This is a genomic window from Actinomadura physcomitrii (genome assembly GCF_008923205.2).
GTDB lineage: Bacteria > Actinomycetota > Actinomycetes > Streptosporangiales > Streptosporangiaceae > Spirillospora > Spirillospora physcomitrii.
The window spans coordinates 25,304-42,581 of record NZ_WBMS02000011.1; the positions used below are offsets into that span (position 1 = coordinate 25,304).

At 74.8% G+C, this 17,278-nt stretch carries 14 protein-coding genes and 1 pseudogene; 7 read left to right on the plus strand and 8 right to left on the minus strand.

Going from position 1 to position 17,278, the window contains the following annotated elements; translation table 11 throughout:
- Positions 1–103 precede the first annotated feature (103 nt).
- Both F8568_RS15745 and F8568_RS15750 read right to left on the minus strand, forming a co-directional pair.
- Positions 104–2,578 (minus strand): ATP-binding protein, encoded by a 2,475-nt coding sequence (locus F8568_RS15745; RefSeq protein ID WP_151594298.1) that lies wholly within the window; start codon positions 2,576–2,578, stop codon positions 104–106.
- Positions 2,579–2,710: 132 nt separating this feature from the next.
- Positions 2,711–3,628 (minus strand): hypothetical protein, encoded by a 918-nt coding sequence (locus tag F8568_RS15750; RefSeq protein WP_151594299.1) that lies wholly within the window; start codon positions 3,626–3,628, stop codon positions 2,711–2,713.
- Positions 3,629–3,850: 222 nt separating this feature from the next.
- Here F8568_RS15750 and F8568_RS15755 point away from each other — a divergent pair, with 222 nt between their 5' ends.
- The 3 genes from F8568_RS15755 to F8568_RS15765 all read left to right on the plus strand — a co-directional run bounded on the left by F8568_RS15755 (position 3,851) and on the right by F8568_RS15765 (position 6,462).
- On the plus strand, positions 3,851–4,048 hold the full coding sequence (locus F8568_RS15755) for a hypothetical protein (protein ID WP_151594300.1): 198 nt from the start codon (positions 3,851–3,853) through the stop codon (positions 4,046–4,048).
- A gap of 86 nt (positions 4,049–4,134) precedes the next feature.
- Complete coding sequence (locus F8568_RS15760) at positions 4,135–4,887, plus strand: hypothetical protein (protein ID WP_151594301.1); 753 nt, start codon at positions 4,135–4,137, stop codon at positions 4,885–4,887.
- 153 nt (positions 4,888–5,040) lie between these two features.
- On the plus strand, positions 5,041–6,462 hold the full coding sequence (locus tag F8568_RS15765; RefSeq protein ID WP_151594302.1) for an amidase: 1,422 nt from the start codon (positions 5,041–5,043) through the stop codon (positions 6,460–6,462).
- 234 nt (positions 6,463–6,696) lie between these two features.
- Here the strand turns inward: F8568_RS15765 and F8568_RS15770 are convergent, their stop codons facing one another.
- The 6 genes from F8568_RS15770 to F8568_RS15795 form a co-directional block, all read right to left on the minus strand.
- Positions 6,697–7,017 carry a GroES family chaperonin gene (locus F8568_RS15770; protein ID WP_151594303.1) on the minus strand — a complete coding sequence of 107 codons (321 nt, stop codon included), beginning with the start codon at positions 7,015–7,017 and terminating at the stop codon, positions 6,697–6,699.
- A 10-nt stretch (positions 7,018–7,027) separates the two neighbouring features.
- Positions 7,028–7,936 carry an NAD-dependent epimerase/dehydratase family protein gene (locus F8568_RS15775; protein ID WP_151594304.1) on the minus strand — a complete coding sequence of 303 codons (909 nt, stop codon included), beginning with the start codon at positions 7,934–7,936 and terminating at the stop codon, positions 7,028–7,030.
- 81 nt (positions 7,937–8,017) lie between these two features.
- Positions 8,018–8,839, minus strand: a complete 822-nt coding sequence (locus tag F8568_RS15780; protein WP_151594305.1) for a serine protease — start codon at positions 8,837–8,839, stop codon at positions 8,018–8,020.
- Positions 8,840–8,856: 17 nt separating this feature from the next.
- Positions 8,857–9,813: a DMT family transporter gene (locus F8568_RS15785; RefSeq protein ID WP_151594306.1), complete on the minus strand. Its 957-nt coding sequence runs from the start codon at positions 9,811–9,813 to the stop codon at positions 8,857–8,859.
- Between the two features lie 123 nt (positions 9,814–9,936).
- Positions 9,937–10,704 (minus strand): SDR family NAD(P)-dependent oxidoreductase, encoded by a 768-nt coding sequence (locus tag F8568_RS15790; protein WP_151594307.1) that lies wholly within the window; start codon positions 10,702–10,704, stop codon positions 9,937–9,939.
- A gap of 22 nt (positions 10,705–10,726) precedes the next feature.
- Positions 10,727–12,184 carry a flavin-containing monooxygenase gene (locus F8568_RS15795; protein ID WP_151594308.1) on the minus strand — a complete coding sequence of 486 codons (1,458 nt, stop codon included), beginning with the start codon at positions 12,182–12,184 and terminating at the stop codon, positions 10,727–10,729.
- A 467-nt stretch (positions 12,185–12,651) separates the two neighbouring features.
- Between F8568_RS15795 and F8568_RS15800 the strand changes: the two genes are divergently transcribed.
- From F8568_RS15800 to F8568_RS15815, 4 genes and pseudogenes are all read left to right on the plus strand, one after another.
- A complete protein-coding gene (locus tag F8568_RS15800) occupies positions 12,652–12,819 on the plus strand; it encodes a hypothetical protein (protein WP_160573633.1) in 168 nt (55 codons plus the stop codon).
- Positions 12,755–13,104 (plus strand): annotated as a pseudogene (locus F8568_RS51465) (DUF7737 domain-containing protein). Before F8568_RS15800 ends, F8568_RS51465 begins: the two are co-directional and overlap by 65 nt.
- A gap of 50 nt (positions 13,105–13,154) precedes the next feature.
- Positions 13,155–14,663, plus strand: a complete 1,509-nt coding sequence (locus tag F8568_RS15810) for a DUF4132 domain-containing protein (RefSeq protein WP_151594309.1) — start codon at positions 13,155–13,157, stop codon at positions 14,661–14,663.
- A complete protein-coding gene (locus F8568_RS15815; protein WP_151594310.1) occupies positions 14,660–16,990 on the plus strand; it encodes a DUF4132 domain-containing protein in 2,331 nt (776 codons plus the stop codon). The genes F8568_RS15810 and F8568_RS15815 overlap by 4 nt, the downstream gene beginning before the upstream one ends.
- Positions 16,991–17,278: the final 288 nt, after the last annotated feature.

Consider the following 17,278-nt stretch of genomic DNA (forward strand, 5'->3'; position numbering starts at 1 on the left):
CGAGTGCTCGTGGGTGGTCCGACACGTTTCGACGAGCGTAGACCGCCCGCCGTTCCCGGGGCCCGGGCTTCGCGCCGTCCGGGCTTCCCGCCGCCCGGCTCGCTCAGGCGTCCGGCTCCGGGGCGTCGCGGTGCCGCGCCGCCCACCACGCGGCCACCTGGGCGCGCGACCCGAACCCGAGCTTGCCGAGGATGTTGGCCACGTGCCGCCCGGCCGTCCCGGGGCTGATGACGAGCTCCGCGGCGATCTCCCGGTTGGTCAGCCCGGCGGCGAGCAGCGCCGCCACCTCCAGTTCGCGTGGTGTGAGCGTGCTCGCGGGACGCACCGGACGCGTGCCCGCGCCCGGCGGGGCGTCCGTCCCCGCCTCCGGCGAATCGGTAGGCGCGGTGGCGCGGGCGATCGCCTCGTCCATCTCCATGGCCCGGCCCCGCGCCCACAGGTGCGCGACCGCCGGCGGGCCGAGCCGGGTCCGGGCGTCCTCCAGCAGCGTCTCCTGGCGCGCCCCGGCGGACGGCGACGCGGGGACGCCCGCCCTCTCCCGCAGCGCCGACGCCGCGCCCAGCAGCTCGACCGCGCGGGCGGCGCCGCCCTCGCGCAGGGCCAGCGCCGCGCACAGTTCCAGCACGCGCGCGATGGCGTTGCGCCGCCCGGTGAGCGCGGTGAGGCGCAGGCTCTCGTCCAGGTGGCGCCGGGCGGCGCCGAGGTCGCCGAGCGCGGTGGCGGCGGCGCCGAGCCCGGCCAGGCAGCGGGCCCGCTGCGGGCGCAGCCCGTCCGGGTCGCCGACGATGGCGTGCGCCTCGCGGTAGAGCCGCGCCGCGCGTTCCGGGTCGCCCTGGACGAGCGCGATGAGGCCGAGCCCGATCAGCGTGTTCGCCGCCAGCCCGAGGTGGCCCATCCGGCGGAAGACGGCCAGCGACTCCTCGTTGAACCGCGTCGCGGTCCGCAGCCGTCCGTGCCGCGCCGACAGGGCCGCGAGCGCGGAGAGGGCGAGCGCCTCGTTGAACGGCTCGCCGCCCGTGTGCGCGCGCCGCCGGACCCCGTCCAGGACGGTCTCGGCGTCCGCGTCGTCTCCGCAGCGCATGCCGATGAGCGCCAGTGTCGTGAGGCAGCCGTCCACGCCCGCCCGGTCGCCCAGCGCTTGGAACGCCTCCCGCGCTTCGCCGACCCGGGCCCTGGCCTCGTCGTAGTCGCCGTGGTCGTAGCAGACCTCGCCGTACGCGCGGCACGCGCGCGCCCGTACCTCGGGCTCCACCGGGCCGGGCAGGGCGAAGCAGCGCTCGAACCACGAGACGCCCTCGGCCACCCGCCCCTGGATCAGCCAGTACCAGCGCAGCGACGTGCACAGCCGCAGCCCGGCGCGGACGTCCCCGGCCCGCGTCGCGGCGTCGAACGCGGCGCGGAAGTTCTCCGACTCGGCCTTGACGGACTCGAACGCGGCGAGGCGGCGCTCCCACGCCACGAACGGGTCGAGCCAGCCGTCCCGCTCCAGCCGCTCCGCCAGCTCCACCATGTGGCCCCGGTGCCGGGCGGTGATCGCGTCCGCCTCGCCGGAGGCGGCGAGGCGCTCGGCGGCGTAGTGCCGGATGGTCTCCAGCAGCCGGTGCCGCGCCGGCTCGTCGGTCACCACCAGCGACTTGGCCGCCAGGTCGCCGAGGACGTCCAGCACGTCGAGCCCGTCGCCGCACACCCGCTCGGCGGACTCCAGCGTCCAGCCGCCCGCGAACACCGACAGCCGCCGCAGCAGCACGCGCTCGTCGGGGCCCAGCAGGTCGTGGCTCCAGTCGACGGTGGCGCGCAGCGTCCGCTGCCGCGCCGCCGCGGTCCTGCTGCCCCGCACCAGCAGCCGGAACCGCTCGTCCAGCCGGTCGGCGATCTGCTCGACGGTCAGGAAGGCGACCCGGGCGGCGGCCAGCTCCAGCGCGAGCGGCATCCCGTCCAGGCCGCGGGCGAGCCGCACGACCACCGGCGCGTTGCCGCTGGTCAGCCCGAAGCCGGGGCGCGCGGCGGCGGCCCGCTCGGCGAACAGCCGGATCGCCGCGTGCCCGCCGATCCGGTCCACGTCCGTGACGGACTCGGCGGGCAGGTCCAGCGGCGGCACCCGCCGCACCACCTCGCCCGGGAGGCGCAGCGGCTCGCGGCTCGTGGCCAGCACGTGCAGCGCCGGGCAGTCGCCGAGCAGCCGGTGCGCGAACACCGCGCAGCCCTCCACCAGGTGCTCGCAGTTGTCGAGGACGAGCAGCATTCCGCGGGCGCGCAGCGCGGCGAGCAGCGTGTCGGCCGGCGGCCGTCCCGGCTCCTCCGCGACGCCGACGGCCGCCGCCACGGCCTGCGGCACCAGCCGGGCGTCGCGCACGTCGGCGAGCGGCACCAGCCATGCCCCGCCGGGGAACCGGCCGGCCACCCCGGCGGCCAGGTGCCGCGCCAGCCGCGTCTTGCCGATCCCGCCCGGGCCCGCCAGCGTGACGAGCCGCTCGCCGGGCAGGAGCGCGGCCAGCTCGGCCATCTCGCGCTCCCGCCCGACGAAGCGGGTCGTCTCCGCCGGCAGGTTGTGGCGGCCCGGCCCCGAGCCCTGCGTCATGCGTCCCGCCGTGCGTCGTGGACCCCTGTGCAGAAGTCTGGCAGCGGCGGCCCGCTCCGGCCAGATGCACCGGCCGGGCACGGCCGAAGGCGGCCGTGCCCGGCCGGTGCGGAGGCCGGGACCGGTACTGAATCAGGTCCGGCGCAGCGTCAGGAACGACCGGTAGACCCCGTTGGAGTCGCCCCCGTTGAACCGCAGCGCGGGCAGGGTCACCTGCGCCGCGTCCTTGGTGAAGGCGTCCGCGTCCGCCTGGCTCAGCAGCAGCTGCTGCGGCTCGCCCACCGGGTCGTCGGCGGCGAGGGCGGTGACGAGCCCGCCGAGGCTGGCGACGATGCCGAGGGCGACCGCGATCAGGTCCTGCTTGGCGGCCTTGGCCGCCACGGCGGCGGCGGTGACCACCGCGGTGATGTCCGTCACGATCTTGGAGATGTTGCCCATGTCGTGCTCCACGTGGACCACCGTGACCAGCAGGTCGGAGTCGATGACCGCCGGGGCGCCGACGCCCCACAGTCGCAGGTCCTCCGAGCCCGACGCGGGCGCGCGGTCGCCCTCGTTGGTCTTGTACACCGGCGTCCGCACGCTGCGCGCGGGCGTGCCGGCCTCCATCTGCGCCTGCGTGATCATGCTGATGATCTCGTAGGGCTCGTCCTTGCCGAATGATTCGGGGTTGCTCTCGTCGTCGCAGATCATGTGCGAGAACCGCAGGTCGTACTTGTGTGCGCTCGGCCTGCTCGTCGCCGGCGGCGTCTTGCGGCCGCCGAGCCGCCCGATGACCTGCTCCAGTTCCGGAGCGCTCACCGCGGTGGCGACGGGCTGGAAGGCGTGCGTGCCGCCGAACAGGGCGCGCTTGCGGTCCTGCGGCAGCGCGTCGGCCTTGGCGACCATCCCGGCGATCGCGGCCCGCGATTCCGGGATCCGGTCCAGCGCCGCCGAGAGGGTCCGGTCGACGTCGTTGCGCCGCCCGTCCGGCAGGTTCGCCGCGTAGCGGCGCAGCAGCAGGAGCAGGACCCCCGCGTACTCGTTCCCCCTGGTCGTCACAGAGTTGTCCATGGTGCTTCCTCCGCCATGTCGGGTGCCCCCCGTGGGACCCGATGACGCCGCTGACGCTACGTTCGCCGGCCGGACCGCCGCATGTGCCGGACGGTGTAGACGGCGGCACATTTCCGCTGGGCGCGTTAGGTCCGGCCCTTGGCGGGCACACCCACGGCACCCCCGGCCGCCGATCATGGACCGACCAGGAGAACCGGCGGCCACGTCCCCCCGGAGGCTGCCGTGCGCGTCGGAACGGCCATCGTCCTGATCTGGCTGGTCATCGGTGCCATCGCCGCCGGCCAGCGGCACTACTACGACGACCGGAAGGCCAGTTGCGCCAAGGTCGGCACGGTCCTCGTCACGATCGTGGCCGGCCCGCTCAACTACGTGGGCGCGAACCCGAAGGTCCACTGCAAGACGCCGCAGCCCGGCAAGTGAGGCGGTCGCGGCGGCCCGGCCCGCCGCGACCGCGCCTTCACCTGCGGCCTTCCCTGCCTTTGCGCGGGACGGGGAACGTGCCCGGCATGGGCGCGTGGTTCACCCGGGAGATCGCCGACACCGGACGGCTCCGGCTCTTCTGCTTCTTCGTGGCGTTCATCGCGGCGTTCCTGTTCATCCGCTTCAGCGTCCGGATGATCCGCAAGCGGGTGCGGTGGTGGCCGGGGAACGTCACGCCCGGCGGCCGGCATATCCACCATGTCGTGTTCGGCCTGGTGTTCGTGTGCGTCGGCGGGATCGGCGGGCTCGCGGTGACCGACGACTCGTCCGGCTGGGCGGCGGCGTCCGCGGCCCTGTTCGGCGCGGGGACGGCGCTGGTCCTGGACGAGTTCGCGCTGGTGTTCCACCTGAAGGACGTCTACTGGACCGAGCAGGGGCGGCTGTCGGTCGAGGTCGTGTTCGTGACGGTGGCGCTGTGCGGGCTGCTGCTGCTCGGGCTGCGCCCGCTGGGCGCGGACTCCTTCGCCGGCGGCGACGACGCGAGCGGCGGGTGGGAGTTCGCGGCGGTGCTGCTGATCGATCTCGGCCTCGCCGTCATCGCGCTGCTCAAGGGCAAGACCTGGACGGGGCTGATCGGCCTGTTCATCGGGTTCGTGGCGCTGGTCGGGGCGATCCGGCTGGCCCGCCCCGGGTCGCCGTGGGCGCGGCGCCGCTACAAGCCGGGCTCGCGCAAGGAGCGGCGCGCGGTGGCCCGCGAGCGCCGGTACCGGCGCCCCGTCCAGCGGCTCGCCACCGCGGTGGGCGACCTGATCGCGGGCCGCCCCTCCATCCGGCCCTGACCACGGCCGACTCCCGTATGGCCTGATCCGGGCCTCGCCCGGTGGTCGCGGCGATCCGCACCCCATGACATACCGACTGGTCGGTATTAGGGTGGCGGTGATCGTGTGCATCGCGGGGCGGACGCCGCCTCCCGCCGCGGAGAGAAGGGGCGCATGACGCAACTGCACGAACTCACCGCGCTCGAACAGGCCGCGGCGGTGCGCACGGGCGAGGTCGCCCCCGCCGAGCTGGTCCGCCACTACCTGGCCCGCATCGAGCGGCTGAACGAGCGCTACGGCGCCTTCGTCACCGTCACGGCGGACCAGGCGGTCGCGCAGGCCGAAGCGATGACCGGCGGGACGGCCGCGGGAGAGCCCCCGGCACCGCTGTCCGGAGTGCCCACCGCGATCAAGGATCTGACGCCGACCGCCGGCGTGCCCACCGCCTACGGCTCCCGGGCCTACGCCGGTCACGTCCCCGAACGCGACGCGCACGTCGTCACGCTGCTGCGCCGCGGCGGCATGATCAGCCTCGGCAAGACCAACACCCCCGAGTTCGGGCTCTGCTGCTACACCGACAACGACCTGGCCGGCCCGGCGCGCAACCCGTGGGACCGCGCCCGCGGGGCCGGCGGCTCCAGCGGCGGCGCGGCCGCCGCCGTGGCGCTCGGCCTCGCGCCCGTCGCGCACGGCAGCGACGGCGGCGGCTCCATCCGGATTCCGGCGAGCTCCTGCGGCCTGTTCGGGCTCAAGACGTCCCGGGGCCGGATCAGCCCCGGCCCGGACGCCGCCGACGTGAGCGGCCTCGCCGTCCAGGGCCCGCTCGCGCGGACCGTCCGGGACGCCGCCGCGATGCTCGACCTGATGGCCGTGCCGATGCCCGGCGACCCGCACTGGGCGCCGCCGCTGCCGGCCGGCGAGACCTTCCTCGGCCACGCCGGCCGCGAGCCCGGACGGCTGCGCATCGGCCGCTACGCGAAGCCCGCCGCGTCCGGCGTCGACGTCGACCCGGCCTGCATCGACGCGTGGGAGCACGCCTCCCGGGTGCTCGAAGGCCTCGGACACGAGGTCGAGGACATCCCCACGCCCTTCGGGCCCGAGGCCTCCGACCTCTTCGTCAAGGTCTGGGGCGTGCAGTCGCTCGGGTACGCCGTCGACGCGGACGCGGAGGAGGTGCTGCGGCCGGTGACCCGCGCCTGGCGCGAGTACGGCCGCCGCATCGACGGCGCCGCTTTCGCCGCCGCGGTCGGCGGGATGCAGCGCGCCGCCCGCGCGTCCATCGAGGCGACGGCCCGCTACGACGCCGTCCTGACGCCGACGCTGGCGGCGCTGCCGCAGCCGGTCGAGTACTTCGACGAGAAGGACGCCGAACCGCTCGACAACCTCCGCCGGCAGAGCGCGTTCAGCGCGTTCACCAGCGTCTACAACATGACCGGCCAGCCCGTCGCCAACCTCCCGCTGCACCGCACCGGGGACGGGCTGCCGGTCGGCGTGAGCCTGGTCGGGCGGCCCGCCGGAGAGGCCGGCCTCCTCGCGCTCTGCGCGCAGGTCGAGGCGGCCGCGCCGTGGGACGGCCACCGGCCTCCCGAGTGGTGACGCCGCGCCGGGCAGCCGCCCGGCCGGGGGCCTGAAACGCCCCGTCAGACCGGCAGCCGCCCCCAGACCTCGTCGAGCGCCAGCCGCCCCCGCGACCGACGCGGGCGACACGATGAACACCGAGGCGAAGGCCCGCTTCATCCGCGTCGTCGGCCTCGGCAACACCGCCGACTTCACCTTCCACCTCACCGAGGTCAGCGTCTACGGCACCCCGGTGGCCTAGACCCCGCCGGTTCACAGATAGAGGCCGGTGCCGTGCTCGGGACGCTCGTTGGCGACGGCGTGCAGGTCGCGTTCCCGCATCACCAGGTAGTTCTCGCCCTGGATCTCGACCTCGTACTGGTCGCCGGGGTGGAACAGGACGCGGTCGCCGACCTTGACCGTGCGGACGTGGTGGCCGACCCCGCACACCTCGCCCCAGACGAGGCGGTTGGCCCGCTCGACGGTCGCCGGGATCACGATGCCGGAAGTGCTGCGGCGCTCGCCGGCGTCCTTCTCGACTTTGATCATGACACGGTCGTGCAGCATCTGGACTTCGAACTTCGGGTCGGACACGCTGGAGAGTTTATCCGTCCTCGCGGGTGAGGGCGGCCCACGCGTCCTCGATGATCTCCGGCAGCGCGGACCGCTCCGGCCGCCAGCCGAGCTCGGCGCGGATCGCGGCGGCGTCGCAGAGCAGCACCGGCGGCTCCGGCTGCGGCGGCCGGCGCAGCGTCGGGACCGGCCGCCCGGTCGCCTTCTCGACCGCCGCGACGACCTCGTGGACGGCCGTCCCGGTGCCGCTGCCGACGTTGTAGACCCGGTCCTCGCCGAGGCGGACCGCCTCCAGCGCGGCGACGTAGGCGGCGGCGAGATCGTCCACGTGCAGGAACTCGCGGACGGCCAGCCCGTCGCCGTTGATCTCCAGCCGGGGCGCGCGGCCCGCGGCCACCGCGAGCGCCTTCGGGATCAGCCGGGTCTCGTCCGGGTCGATCCGGCCGTCCACCGAGCCCGCGACGTTGAAGGTGCGCAGCACCACCGCGCCGATCGCGCCGGTCCGGGCGTGGTACCGGACGGCCTGCTCGGCGGCCAGCTTCGACGCCCCGTACGGGTTGGACGGCGCGGTCGCCTCCGTCTCGGGGATCGGCTGCCGCTCGGGCGTCCCGTACACCGCCGCGGTCGACCCGAACACCACGCGCGCCCCAGCGGCGGCGTGCAGCACGTTGACCGTGCCCTGCACGTTGGCGGTGAAGAAGCGCAGCGGCTCCCGGAAGGACTCGCGGACGCGGGTCAGCGCCGCGAGATGGCATATCCCTTCGTACGTCCCGGACGGCAGCGACGCCGGGTGCAGGACGTCGCCGCGGACGGCCCGGACCCCGGCGGGCAGTTCGGCGTCCCGCCGCACGAGCCCGTCGACGTCGTGCCCGGCGGCCACCAGCCGCCGCGCCACCGCGTACCCGATGTAACCCGCCGCCCCCGTCACCAATACGCGCATGGGTCACAGCATCGCCGGAGACGGGACCGCGGCGCCAATGCCTGCCCGCTTCCGGTCGGACCGCGCCCGCGGGCAGGGGGGCTAGGGCAGGTCGGTGACGCGGGTGTAGACGCCTGGGTAGCCGGGCTTGGCGCAGCCGTACGCCCAGGAGGTGAGGGCGACGACGCGGCCGCCCGCCAGCAGCGGCCCGCCGCTGTCGAACTGGCAGGTGTCCGCCTTCGGCGACCCGGCGCACGCCATGTCGGACGCGTCGTAGGAGCCGCCGTAGACCTTCTTGCAGGCGGCGTCGCCGGGCAGCGGCACCTGCGCGGCGCGCAGCCGGGTGTTGAACCAGTCGGACTCGGACGTGGTGCCCCAGCCGGCCACCACGCCGCTCGTCGCGGACCCGGGGGAGCCGAGCGGGACGGTCGGCCGGTCGACCCGCCGGGCCAGGGTGAGGACGGCGAGGTCGTGGTGGCTGACCGTCTCGCCCTTGAACGAGGTCTCGCTGTACTTCGGGTGCAGCTTCACCGACGTCACCGCCACGCTCTCGCCGCCGCCGCCGGACAGGTCGTCGCGGCCGAAGGTGACCTTGAGCAGGCCGGGCACGCCGCGCAGCACCGACACGCAGTGCCCGGCGGTGAGCAGCCGGTCCGGCCCGATCAGGACGCCGCCGCAGAACTGGCCCGCCGGGCGGACGAAGAAGACCGGCGAGCCGACGGCGGCGAGCCACGGGTAGGAGGCGGCGGACGCGGGCGCGCCGCCGACCACGGCGGACGCGGGGGAGGCGGCGAGGGGCAGCAGGGCGGCGCCGAGGCCGGCCGCGGCGAGCGCCGCCGCGACGAGGGCCCGGCCCGGCCTCGTCCGCCGGGCGCGTGTCCGCCGGGGCGCCGCCCCCGCCGGCGAGGGGGAGAAGGGGGCCATCCCGGCAATGTAAGGGATCAAGGGAGGGCGCGCACGCCCTTGCGGTGCGCCGCCCGGGCCGGCAGCGCCGCGGCGGCGCCGGGGTCCTCGTACCGGGGGAAGGCCGCCAGCGCGGCCAGCGCAAGCACGAAACCGCCGGCCCGCAGCAGGAACGGCAGCGCGTCCCGGGGCCACTCCTCGCCGAACAGGACGGTGCTGCTGACGATGAGGTAGGCGCGGCCGACGACGGTCAGCACGACCGCGACGATCGCGACGCGGCAGCGCTGCAGGGCGATCTGCAGCTGCCCGAGCGCGATCGCGGCCAGCCCGAGCGTCAGGTACGGGTACGCCGACTCCAGCACGGCGAGCGGGCTCCCGGTGTCGGCGTAGACGAGGGAGATGCCGCGGACGCCGGCCTCGGCGAGCCCCGCGCAGGCGCCCGCGCCGATGCCGTAGGCGACCCCGGCGAGCTTGCGGGCGTGCCGGCCGCCGGCGCGCCGGTCGCCGACCAGCCACACCAGCCCGGCGATGATCACGGCGGGCGCGCAGATCGCCGCCATCGTCCAGGGGGACTCGAGCGTGCCGGCGAGCGTGGCGTGCGCCGCCGGGGTGCCGCCACCGGTCGCCGACAGCCCGATCAGCACGGTCGCCGACACGAACAGCGCGACGCTGGCCCACTCCCGGAGGCTGAGCCGCTCGCCGAGGAACAGCGCGGCGTACCCGACGAGGAGCACCAGGCTGACCGCGAAGATCGGCTGCGCGACGGCGAGCGGCAGCTGCTGGAACGCCACCACCTCGTAGCCGAGGCCGAGGAACAGCAGCAGCCCGCCGCCCAGCCACACCGGGTCGGTGAGCATGAGCCGGGCGACGCGGAACGGGCGGCTTCCCCTCAGCGGCTCCATCCGGCGCGCGGAGACACGGAAGACGAGGAAGGCGATGTAGTAGACGGTGGTCGCGATCAGAGCGAGGGCGGCGTAACCCAGGTCGTGACCCATCGGGGGACCTCTCGGCGGATTGCGGGCGGGCGGGCCCGGGGTTCCGCGCGCCTGAGAACCACCGGAAGTCCAACATGCCGTGCCGGACTCCCCGTGACAAGACCGTGACGCTTGACTACATGATCAATCGTAGTGACGGCCCGTGTCGGACGACAGCCGCGCGACCAGGCCGCGCGGTACCAGCCGGCTGAGCCCGACGATCGCCTTGTACTGCGCGCCGGGCACGCTGACCTGCACGCCGCGCCGCAGGTCGCGCAGCGCCGCGTCGACGACGTCGGCGTCCTTCAGCCACATGAACTCCGGCAGGCCGGACATGTCCATGTTCGCCCGCTGGTGGAACTCGGTGCGGGTGAAGCCGGGGCACAGCGCCATCACCCGGACGCGCCCGCGCGAGCGGCCCCGGATGTCGGCGGCCACGCCCTGGCTGAAGTTGACCGCCCACGCCTTGGACGCGCCGTAGGTGCCGCGCGTCGCGAACGCCGCGACCGACGCGACGTTGACGATCCCGCCCCGGCCGCGCTCCAGCATCCCGGGCAGCGCCGCGTGGGTGAGCCGCAGGACGGCCTCGCAGTGCACCTTCAGCATCGTGATCTCGTCCGCGACCGGCACGTCGAGGAACACGCCGTTGTGGCCGAACCCCGCGTTGTTGACCAGCAGGTCGACGTCCTTGCGGGCGCGCTCCTCGGCGGCGGCGAGGCCCGCCTCGGTGGCGAGGTCGGCGGTCAGCGTCCCGGCGCGCACCCCGTACCGGTCGCGCAGCCCGCCGGCGGCGCGCTCCAGCCGCTCGGTGTCGCGGGCGAGCAGCACCAGGTCGAACCCGTCGGAGGCGAGGCGGCGGGCGAACGCGGCGCCGATGCCCGCGGTCGCGCCGGTGATGAAGGCGGTCGGCATGCCCGCGAGCCTAGCCTGCCGGCTACCGGGCGGTAGCCCTGCGCGCGGTGAAGTGCCGCGGGTCGGGGCGGCGGGTCGCGTTGCGGTAGGCGAAGGTGAAGCCGGGCCAGTTGTTGACGACCTTGCCGTCGGCGGTCATGTACCAGCTCTGGCAGCCCGCCTCCCACACCGTGGTGCGCATCCGCTCGCGCATCTCGCGGGTGAAGGCGTCCTGCACGTCCGGCTTCACGTCGATCCAGTCCAGGCCGTGCCGGCGCAGCGCCTCCACGCAGCCGAGGACGTACCGGAACTGCGACTCCAGCATGTAGATGATCGAGTTGTGGCCCAGGTTCGTGTACGGCCCGTACAGCAGGAACAGGTTGGGGAAGCCGCTGACGGTGATGCCGAGGTGCGCCTGCGCGCCGTCCCGCCACGCCTCGTTCAGCTCCCGCCCGTCCCGTCCGACGATCTTCATCGGGGACAGGAAGTCGGTGGACTGGAACCCGGTCGCGTAGACGATCACGTCCACGTCGTAGTGCTCGCGCGCCGTCGCGATGCCGGACGGCGTGACGCGCTCGATCGGCTCGGTGATCAGGTCGACGTTCGGCCTGTTCAGCGCCGGATAGTAGGTGTCGGACAGCAGGATTCGCTTGCATCCCATCCGGTATCCCGGGACGAGCCGGCCGCGCAGCGCCGGGTCGGCGACCTGCTCCTCCAGGTGCTTGCGGAAGCCCTTCTCCATGACCCCCATCAGCTTCGGGTACTTGACGAAGCCGAGGGCCCGCGACTCGAACATCGTGTAGATCCGGGCACGGCTCAGCGCGTACGCGCCGGGCACCGTCCGCAGGACGGCCTTCTCCCACGCCCGGTACGGCCGGTCCGGCTTCTCGATCACGTACGGCGCGGACCGCTGGAACAGCCGCAGCTCCGCCGCCTCCTTCGCGATCTCCGGGACGATCTGGATCGCGCTCGCGCCCGTGCCGACCAGCGCGACCCGCTTGCCGCGCAGGTCGGTGCCATGGTCCCAGCGGGAGGAGTGGAAGCTCGGCCCGCCGAACGACTCGCGGCCCTCGATCGGCGGGAGCGCGGGCCGGTTGAGCTGCCCGCACGCCGACACCAGCACCCGCGCGTCCAGCTCGCCGGTCGTCGTGGACACCCGCCACAGCGCCGCGTCCTCGTCGAACCGCGCCTCGGTCACCTCGGTGCCGAACCGGATCCGGCCGAGCAGGCCGTACTTGCGGGCGCAGTGCCACAGGTAGTCGAGGATCTCCGGCTGCGGTGGGAACCGGCGCGTCCAGTCGGTCTTGCGCTCGAAGGAGAACGAGTACAGGTGGGACGGCACGTCGCAGGCCGCGCCGGGGTAGGTGTTGTCGCGCCAGGTGCCGCCGAGCCCGTCGGCCTTCTCCAGGACCACCACGTCGTGGACGCCGGCCTCCCGCAGCCGGATCGCCATCCCGATGCCGCCGAACCCGCTTCCGATGATCACCACGCTGTGCGCCATGGGCCGTCCCGAATCTCGTTCTGTCCCGGTATCCCCGAGCGTAGGTGACCGTAAGGTCACTGACCAGACGCCCCGATCGCCGGTTTTTTCGGTCGCCCCTGGCACCCTCGCGGCCATGCTCTACGACACCCTCGTGGCGGCGGCGCGCAAGGGAGACGCCCTCGACGGCGCCGCCTCGCCGCCCTCGACCGCGCCCGCGGGCTCGTCGACCTGCTCGACCGGGCGCGCAGGAACATCTGGGACCCCGCGAAGGCCCCGCAGGACCATCCGGCGTTCGCCGCCGAGGAGACGGCCGTCCGGGACGAGCTGATCCGGTGGCTGGAAGGCTGCGCGGGCGCCGACGCCAGGGCCGCGCTGCTCGCCCTCATGCTGGCCGGCTGCCACGACGACTCGCCGCTGTGGCGCCACGGGCGCGACATGTCCGTCCTGCACGCCGTCACATTTGAGTAATGTTATGATCACCGACTGTGAAGATCGTGGTGCGGGTGAAGTTGCTGCCAACGCCTGAACAGGCGGCGGCCCTAATGGAAACCTTGCGCGCCTGCAACGCTGCATCCCGGAAGGTGTCCCGTGTCGCCTTCGAACGGAAGGTCTTTCCCGAAGTGGCCTGCAGAAACTCCTGTACGAGCAAGTAAGGTCGCGTGGGTTGTCGGCGCAGCCCGCCGCTGGTGTTCAGAGCGGTACCTGGTCGTCCGCGGCGACCTGCGCACCTACCGGATCCATCTAAGCTCGGCGAACGCCCTGATGGAGCCGGACGGCGCGTACTGTGCATCGTGCGGGGCGGCCGGAGCGGGGGCACGGTGTTCCTGCCGTTCGAGGACGAGCGGCTCTCGCTGATCCTCAGCAAGGCGTTCCTGCTGGCCGCCGACGCGAGGATCACCGACGAGACGATCCTGCGCCAGCTGTCCCCGGCACGGTGATCCTTGCCGAAAGGCCCGGCTCGGGCGGGACGATCTGCCAAGATCGCGACATGTTCGACGACCTCCGGGCGCGCCTCACCGCGCTCGACGGCCCCTGGCCCACGAAGGACCGGCCCACGAGGAAGCGGCCCGCCGGGAAGCGGCCCGCGGCGACGTGGGCCGGACCCGCGGCGGCCCCGCCCCCCGACGACGGCGGCGGTGCGCCGGACGGCCCCGATGACCCCGGCGTCCCCGCGTACGGCCTCGGCGGGGACGGGTCCCTCGCCCGCGACGTCGGCGGCTACCAGGCCGTCCTCGCGATCGAGGACCCGCTGACCGTGCGGCTGACCTACGTCGGCGCGAACGGGTACCCGCTGCCGACCGTTCCCGGGGCGCTGAAGGTCCCGCACGCCGCGGAGATCAGGGAGCTGAAGGCCCTAGCGAAGGGCGTGCGCGGCACCCTCGCCGACGAGCGGGCCCGCGCCGAGGCGCTGATGGCGGAGGACGGCCGGTCGTGGCGGCACGGCGCGTGGCGGCGGGAGTGGCTCGACCACCCGGTGAGCGGCGCCGTCGCCCGCGGCCTGATCTGGGAGTTCCAGGACTCCGGCGGGATCTGGCACGCGGCGACGCCCGGCGAGCGGGTGCTGGTGACGGTCGACGGGCGGGCGCTGCCCGTCCCGGCGGACGGCGCGCGGGTGCGGCTGTGGCATCCGGCGCGGGCGCGGCCCGGCGTGGTGCGGGCGTGGCGCGACTTCGTGGTGGACAACCGGATGGTGCAGGCGTTCAAACAGGCCTTCCGGGAGGTGTGCATGCTCGGCCCCGACGAGGAGGGCGCGGCCCGCTCGGACCGGTTCGCCGGGCACATCGTCCGGTACGCGCGGCTGCGGGAGCTGTTCCGCGAGCGCGGCTGGCGGCCCGACCACCGGGGCCGGTTGCACGGCGGTGCCCCGGCGGCGGCGCGGCGCGTCCTCGGCGGCGGGTGGCGCGCGGTGCTGCGCTACGACCCGGCCGAGGCGGCGGGCCAGGGGGACCGCGTCGTCACCGGCCAGGTGCGGTTCGAGCGCCGGGACCGCCGGCACTGGAGCCGCGCGCGGCTCGCCGACGCGCCGCCGCTGGTGTTCAGCGAGGCGATGCGCGACGTCGGCCTGTTCGTGGACGCGGCGTCGATCGCCGCGGACCCGGACTGGCCGGACGGCGAGGACCGCCACCACCTGCACTACCGGCGGGAGGCGGCGTTCGGCCGACCGGGCGCGGCGGCGGAGGTGCGGCGCGCCGCGCTGGAGCGGGTCCTGCCGCGCACGAAGATCGCCGACCGGTGCGCATTGGACGACCGGTTCCTCGCCGTCCGGGGCGAGCTGCGCGCCTACCGGATCCACCTCGGCACCGGGCACGTGCGGATGGAGCCGGACGGGACGCCGCTGCGGATCGTGCCGGCGCGCCGCAAGGGGCAGTCCGGGCTGTTCCTGCCGTTCGAGGACGAGCGGCTGTCGTCGATCCTCACCAAGGCGAGCCTGCTCGCCGCCGACCACAAGATCGCCGACGAGTCGCTACTGCGGCGGATCAGGGAGGGCACCGGATGAACGGCCTGGCGGCCCGGCTGCTGCGTGCGATGACCGATCCCGCGCCGCAGGACGAGGAGTTCCTGAGCGGGTACCCCGACCTGTCCCTGGTCTCCGACGAGGAGCTCGGCACGCTCCTGCCCGCCGCGTACTCGGCGCCGGGAGATCCGTTCGTCTCGACGCGCGTCCGCTTCGCGGTCGAGGGCGCCGCGAAGGAGCGCCAGCCGCGGTACACCCCGGACGCGTGCCGCCGCATGTTCGACGCGCTCGTCCAGGGCCTGGAGAAGCGCGAATGGGCCGACGTGCGGCTCGGCGCCGGGGCGCTGCTGCGCTGCACCGGGCCGTGGCCGGACGTCGCCGGCCAGGCACGCGCGCTCGTCCGGTTCCTGCTGGGCGAAGGGCGCCTGGACCAGCCGTACGCGCTGCTGGCGGTCGCCGGTGTCGCGGGCGCCGATCTGCTGCGCGAGGTCGTGGAACGGCTGGGGCACGGCGGCGGCCCGATCGCGCGCGACGAGATCGACGTCATCGCCGCGCTCACCCCGCGGGAGCGCGTGGTCGTGGCCGAGTTCTCCGCCGACACGTCCTACACCTCCCCGCCGACCGCGCCGGACGCCGCCGAGAAGGCCGCGGGCATCCCGGCGTACGCCGCGTTCGCACGCCGTGCCCTGGAGGCGGCGGCCGAGCGGGCCCGCGCGATCCAGGACGGGACCGTCCCCTACCGGGCCGACAAGGCGTTCGCGTCCGGGGAGGTGACCGCGCTCGGGCACGCCGCCCGGATCGCGCTGCTGCGGGACGAGCCGTGGCTGCCCGCCCTGCTCGCCCGCCTGCTGCCGGACGTGTCCGTCGCGCCGACGCAGGCGAGGACGCTGCCGTCGCAGGCGCTGCTGTACGAGATCGTCCGCGCCGCGCAGGACTTCCCGATCCCCGAGCTGGTCACCACGATCCGGACGGTCCGCGGCTCGGTCCGGCACGCCGGGGTGCCGAAGCAGCTCGACAAGATGCTGAAGAAGATCGAGGCGGCGCTCGCGGAACGGACCGAGGTCGCGCTACGCCTGCCGGACCTCGGTTTCGGCCCGGACGGCGCGCACCGCCGCGTCCTCGGCGCGTACACGGCCGTCGTCACCGCCGGCGAGAAGGCGGAACTGGTTTTCGAGAAGGACGGGAAGGCGCTCAAGGGCGTGCCCGCGGCCGTCCGCCGCGACCACAAGGCCGAGCTCAAGGAGCTGCGCGAGCTCGTCAAGCGGGCCGGCGCGCACCTGACGACCCTCGTCCGGGCTCTGGAGGGCGGGTACACGGTGGGCGCCGTCCACGAGTTCGGCCGGTGGCGGGACGGGCTGGCCCGGCACCCGGTCGCGGGCCCGACCGTCCGGCGGCTGATCTGGGAGGTCGAGGAAGCGCCGGGGGCCTGGCGGGCGGTGCTCCCCGAGACCGGCGGCGTCCCGGACGCGCCCGACGCGGCGGGCGTCCGGCTGTGGCATCCGCTCCGCTCGTCCCCGGACGAGGTGCGCGCCTGGCGCGACCTGCTCATCGACCGGCGCATCCGGCAGCCGTTGAAGCAGGCCTTCCGCGAGGTGTACCTGCTGACCCCGGCCGAGGAGGAGACCCGCACCCACTCCAACCGGTTCGCCGCGCATCTCGTCCACTACCGCAAGATGTTCGCGCTGTTCCGGGCGCGCGGCTGGACGAGCCGGCTGCTCGGCCCGTGGGACGGCGGCGACGAGGACGAGGCGGTGCGGGTGCTGGCGGCGGGGGAGTGGCGGGTGAGGTTCGCGCACGTCCTCGCCGACTGGCAGGACGAGATGGTCCTCGCCGGCACCGACCGGGTCGCGTTCGCGCGCCGCGACGGCGGCGCCTGGCGGGACGCGCCGCTGGCGGAGGTCCCGCCGCTGGTGTTCAGCGAGACGATGCGGGACGTCGACCTCTTCGTCGGCGTCACCTCGATCGCCGCCGACCCGGAGTGGCGCGGCGACGGCGAGCCGCGCCGGTACTGGGAGCGGTCCGGGTTCGCGGAGCTGACCGAGAGCGCCGCGTCCCGCCGCGACGCGCTGGAGCGGATCCTGCCGCGCACGAAGATCGCCGACCGCTGCTCCCTGGACGGCCGGTTCCTGGTCGTCCGCGGCGACCTGCGCACCTACAAGATCCATCTGGGGTCGGCGAACATCCTGATGGAGCCGGACGACGCCTACCTGTGCATCGTCCCGGCCGGCCGCGCGGCCGGCGGCACGGTGTTCCTGCCGTTCGAGGACGCCCGGCTGTCGCTGATCCTCAGCAAGGCGTTCCTGCTCGCCGCCGACCGCGCGATCACCGACGAGTCCATCCTCGCCCAGCTCAAGGGAGGCGCCCGATGACCGCCGTGACGTTCCGCGACGAGACCGCGACCGGCACGCCCGTCGCCGCGGGCGGCCGCTCGCGCCGGTAGTCGGCGAGGTCGGCGGAGGTCTCCCAGGTCGCCCAGGACAGCGACGCCGGGTCCCGGTTCCAGGCGGGGCTGCGCGCGCAGGAGCTCGGCCTGCTGGGCTGACCCGGACGACGGTGTACTCGCGCACCCCGCTCCGCGGCGGTCCGGCGAGGATCGCGGTGCGCCGGTCCACGATGATCGTCTCGGGCGGCAGCGGCGTGGTGCGGATCCGCACGCG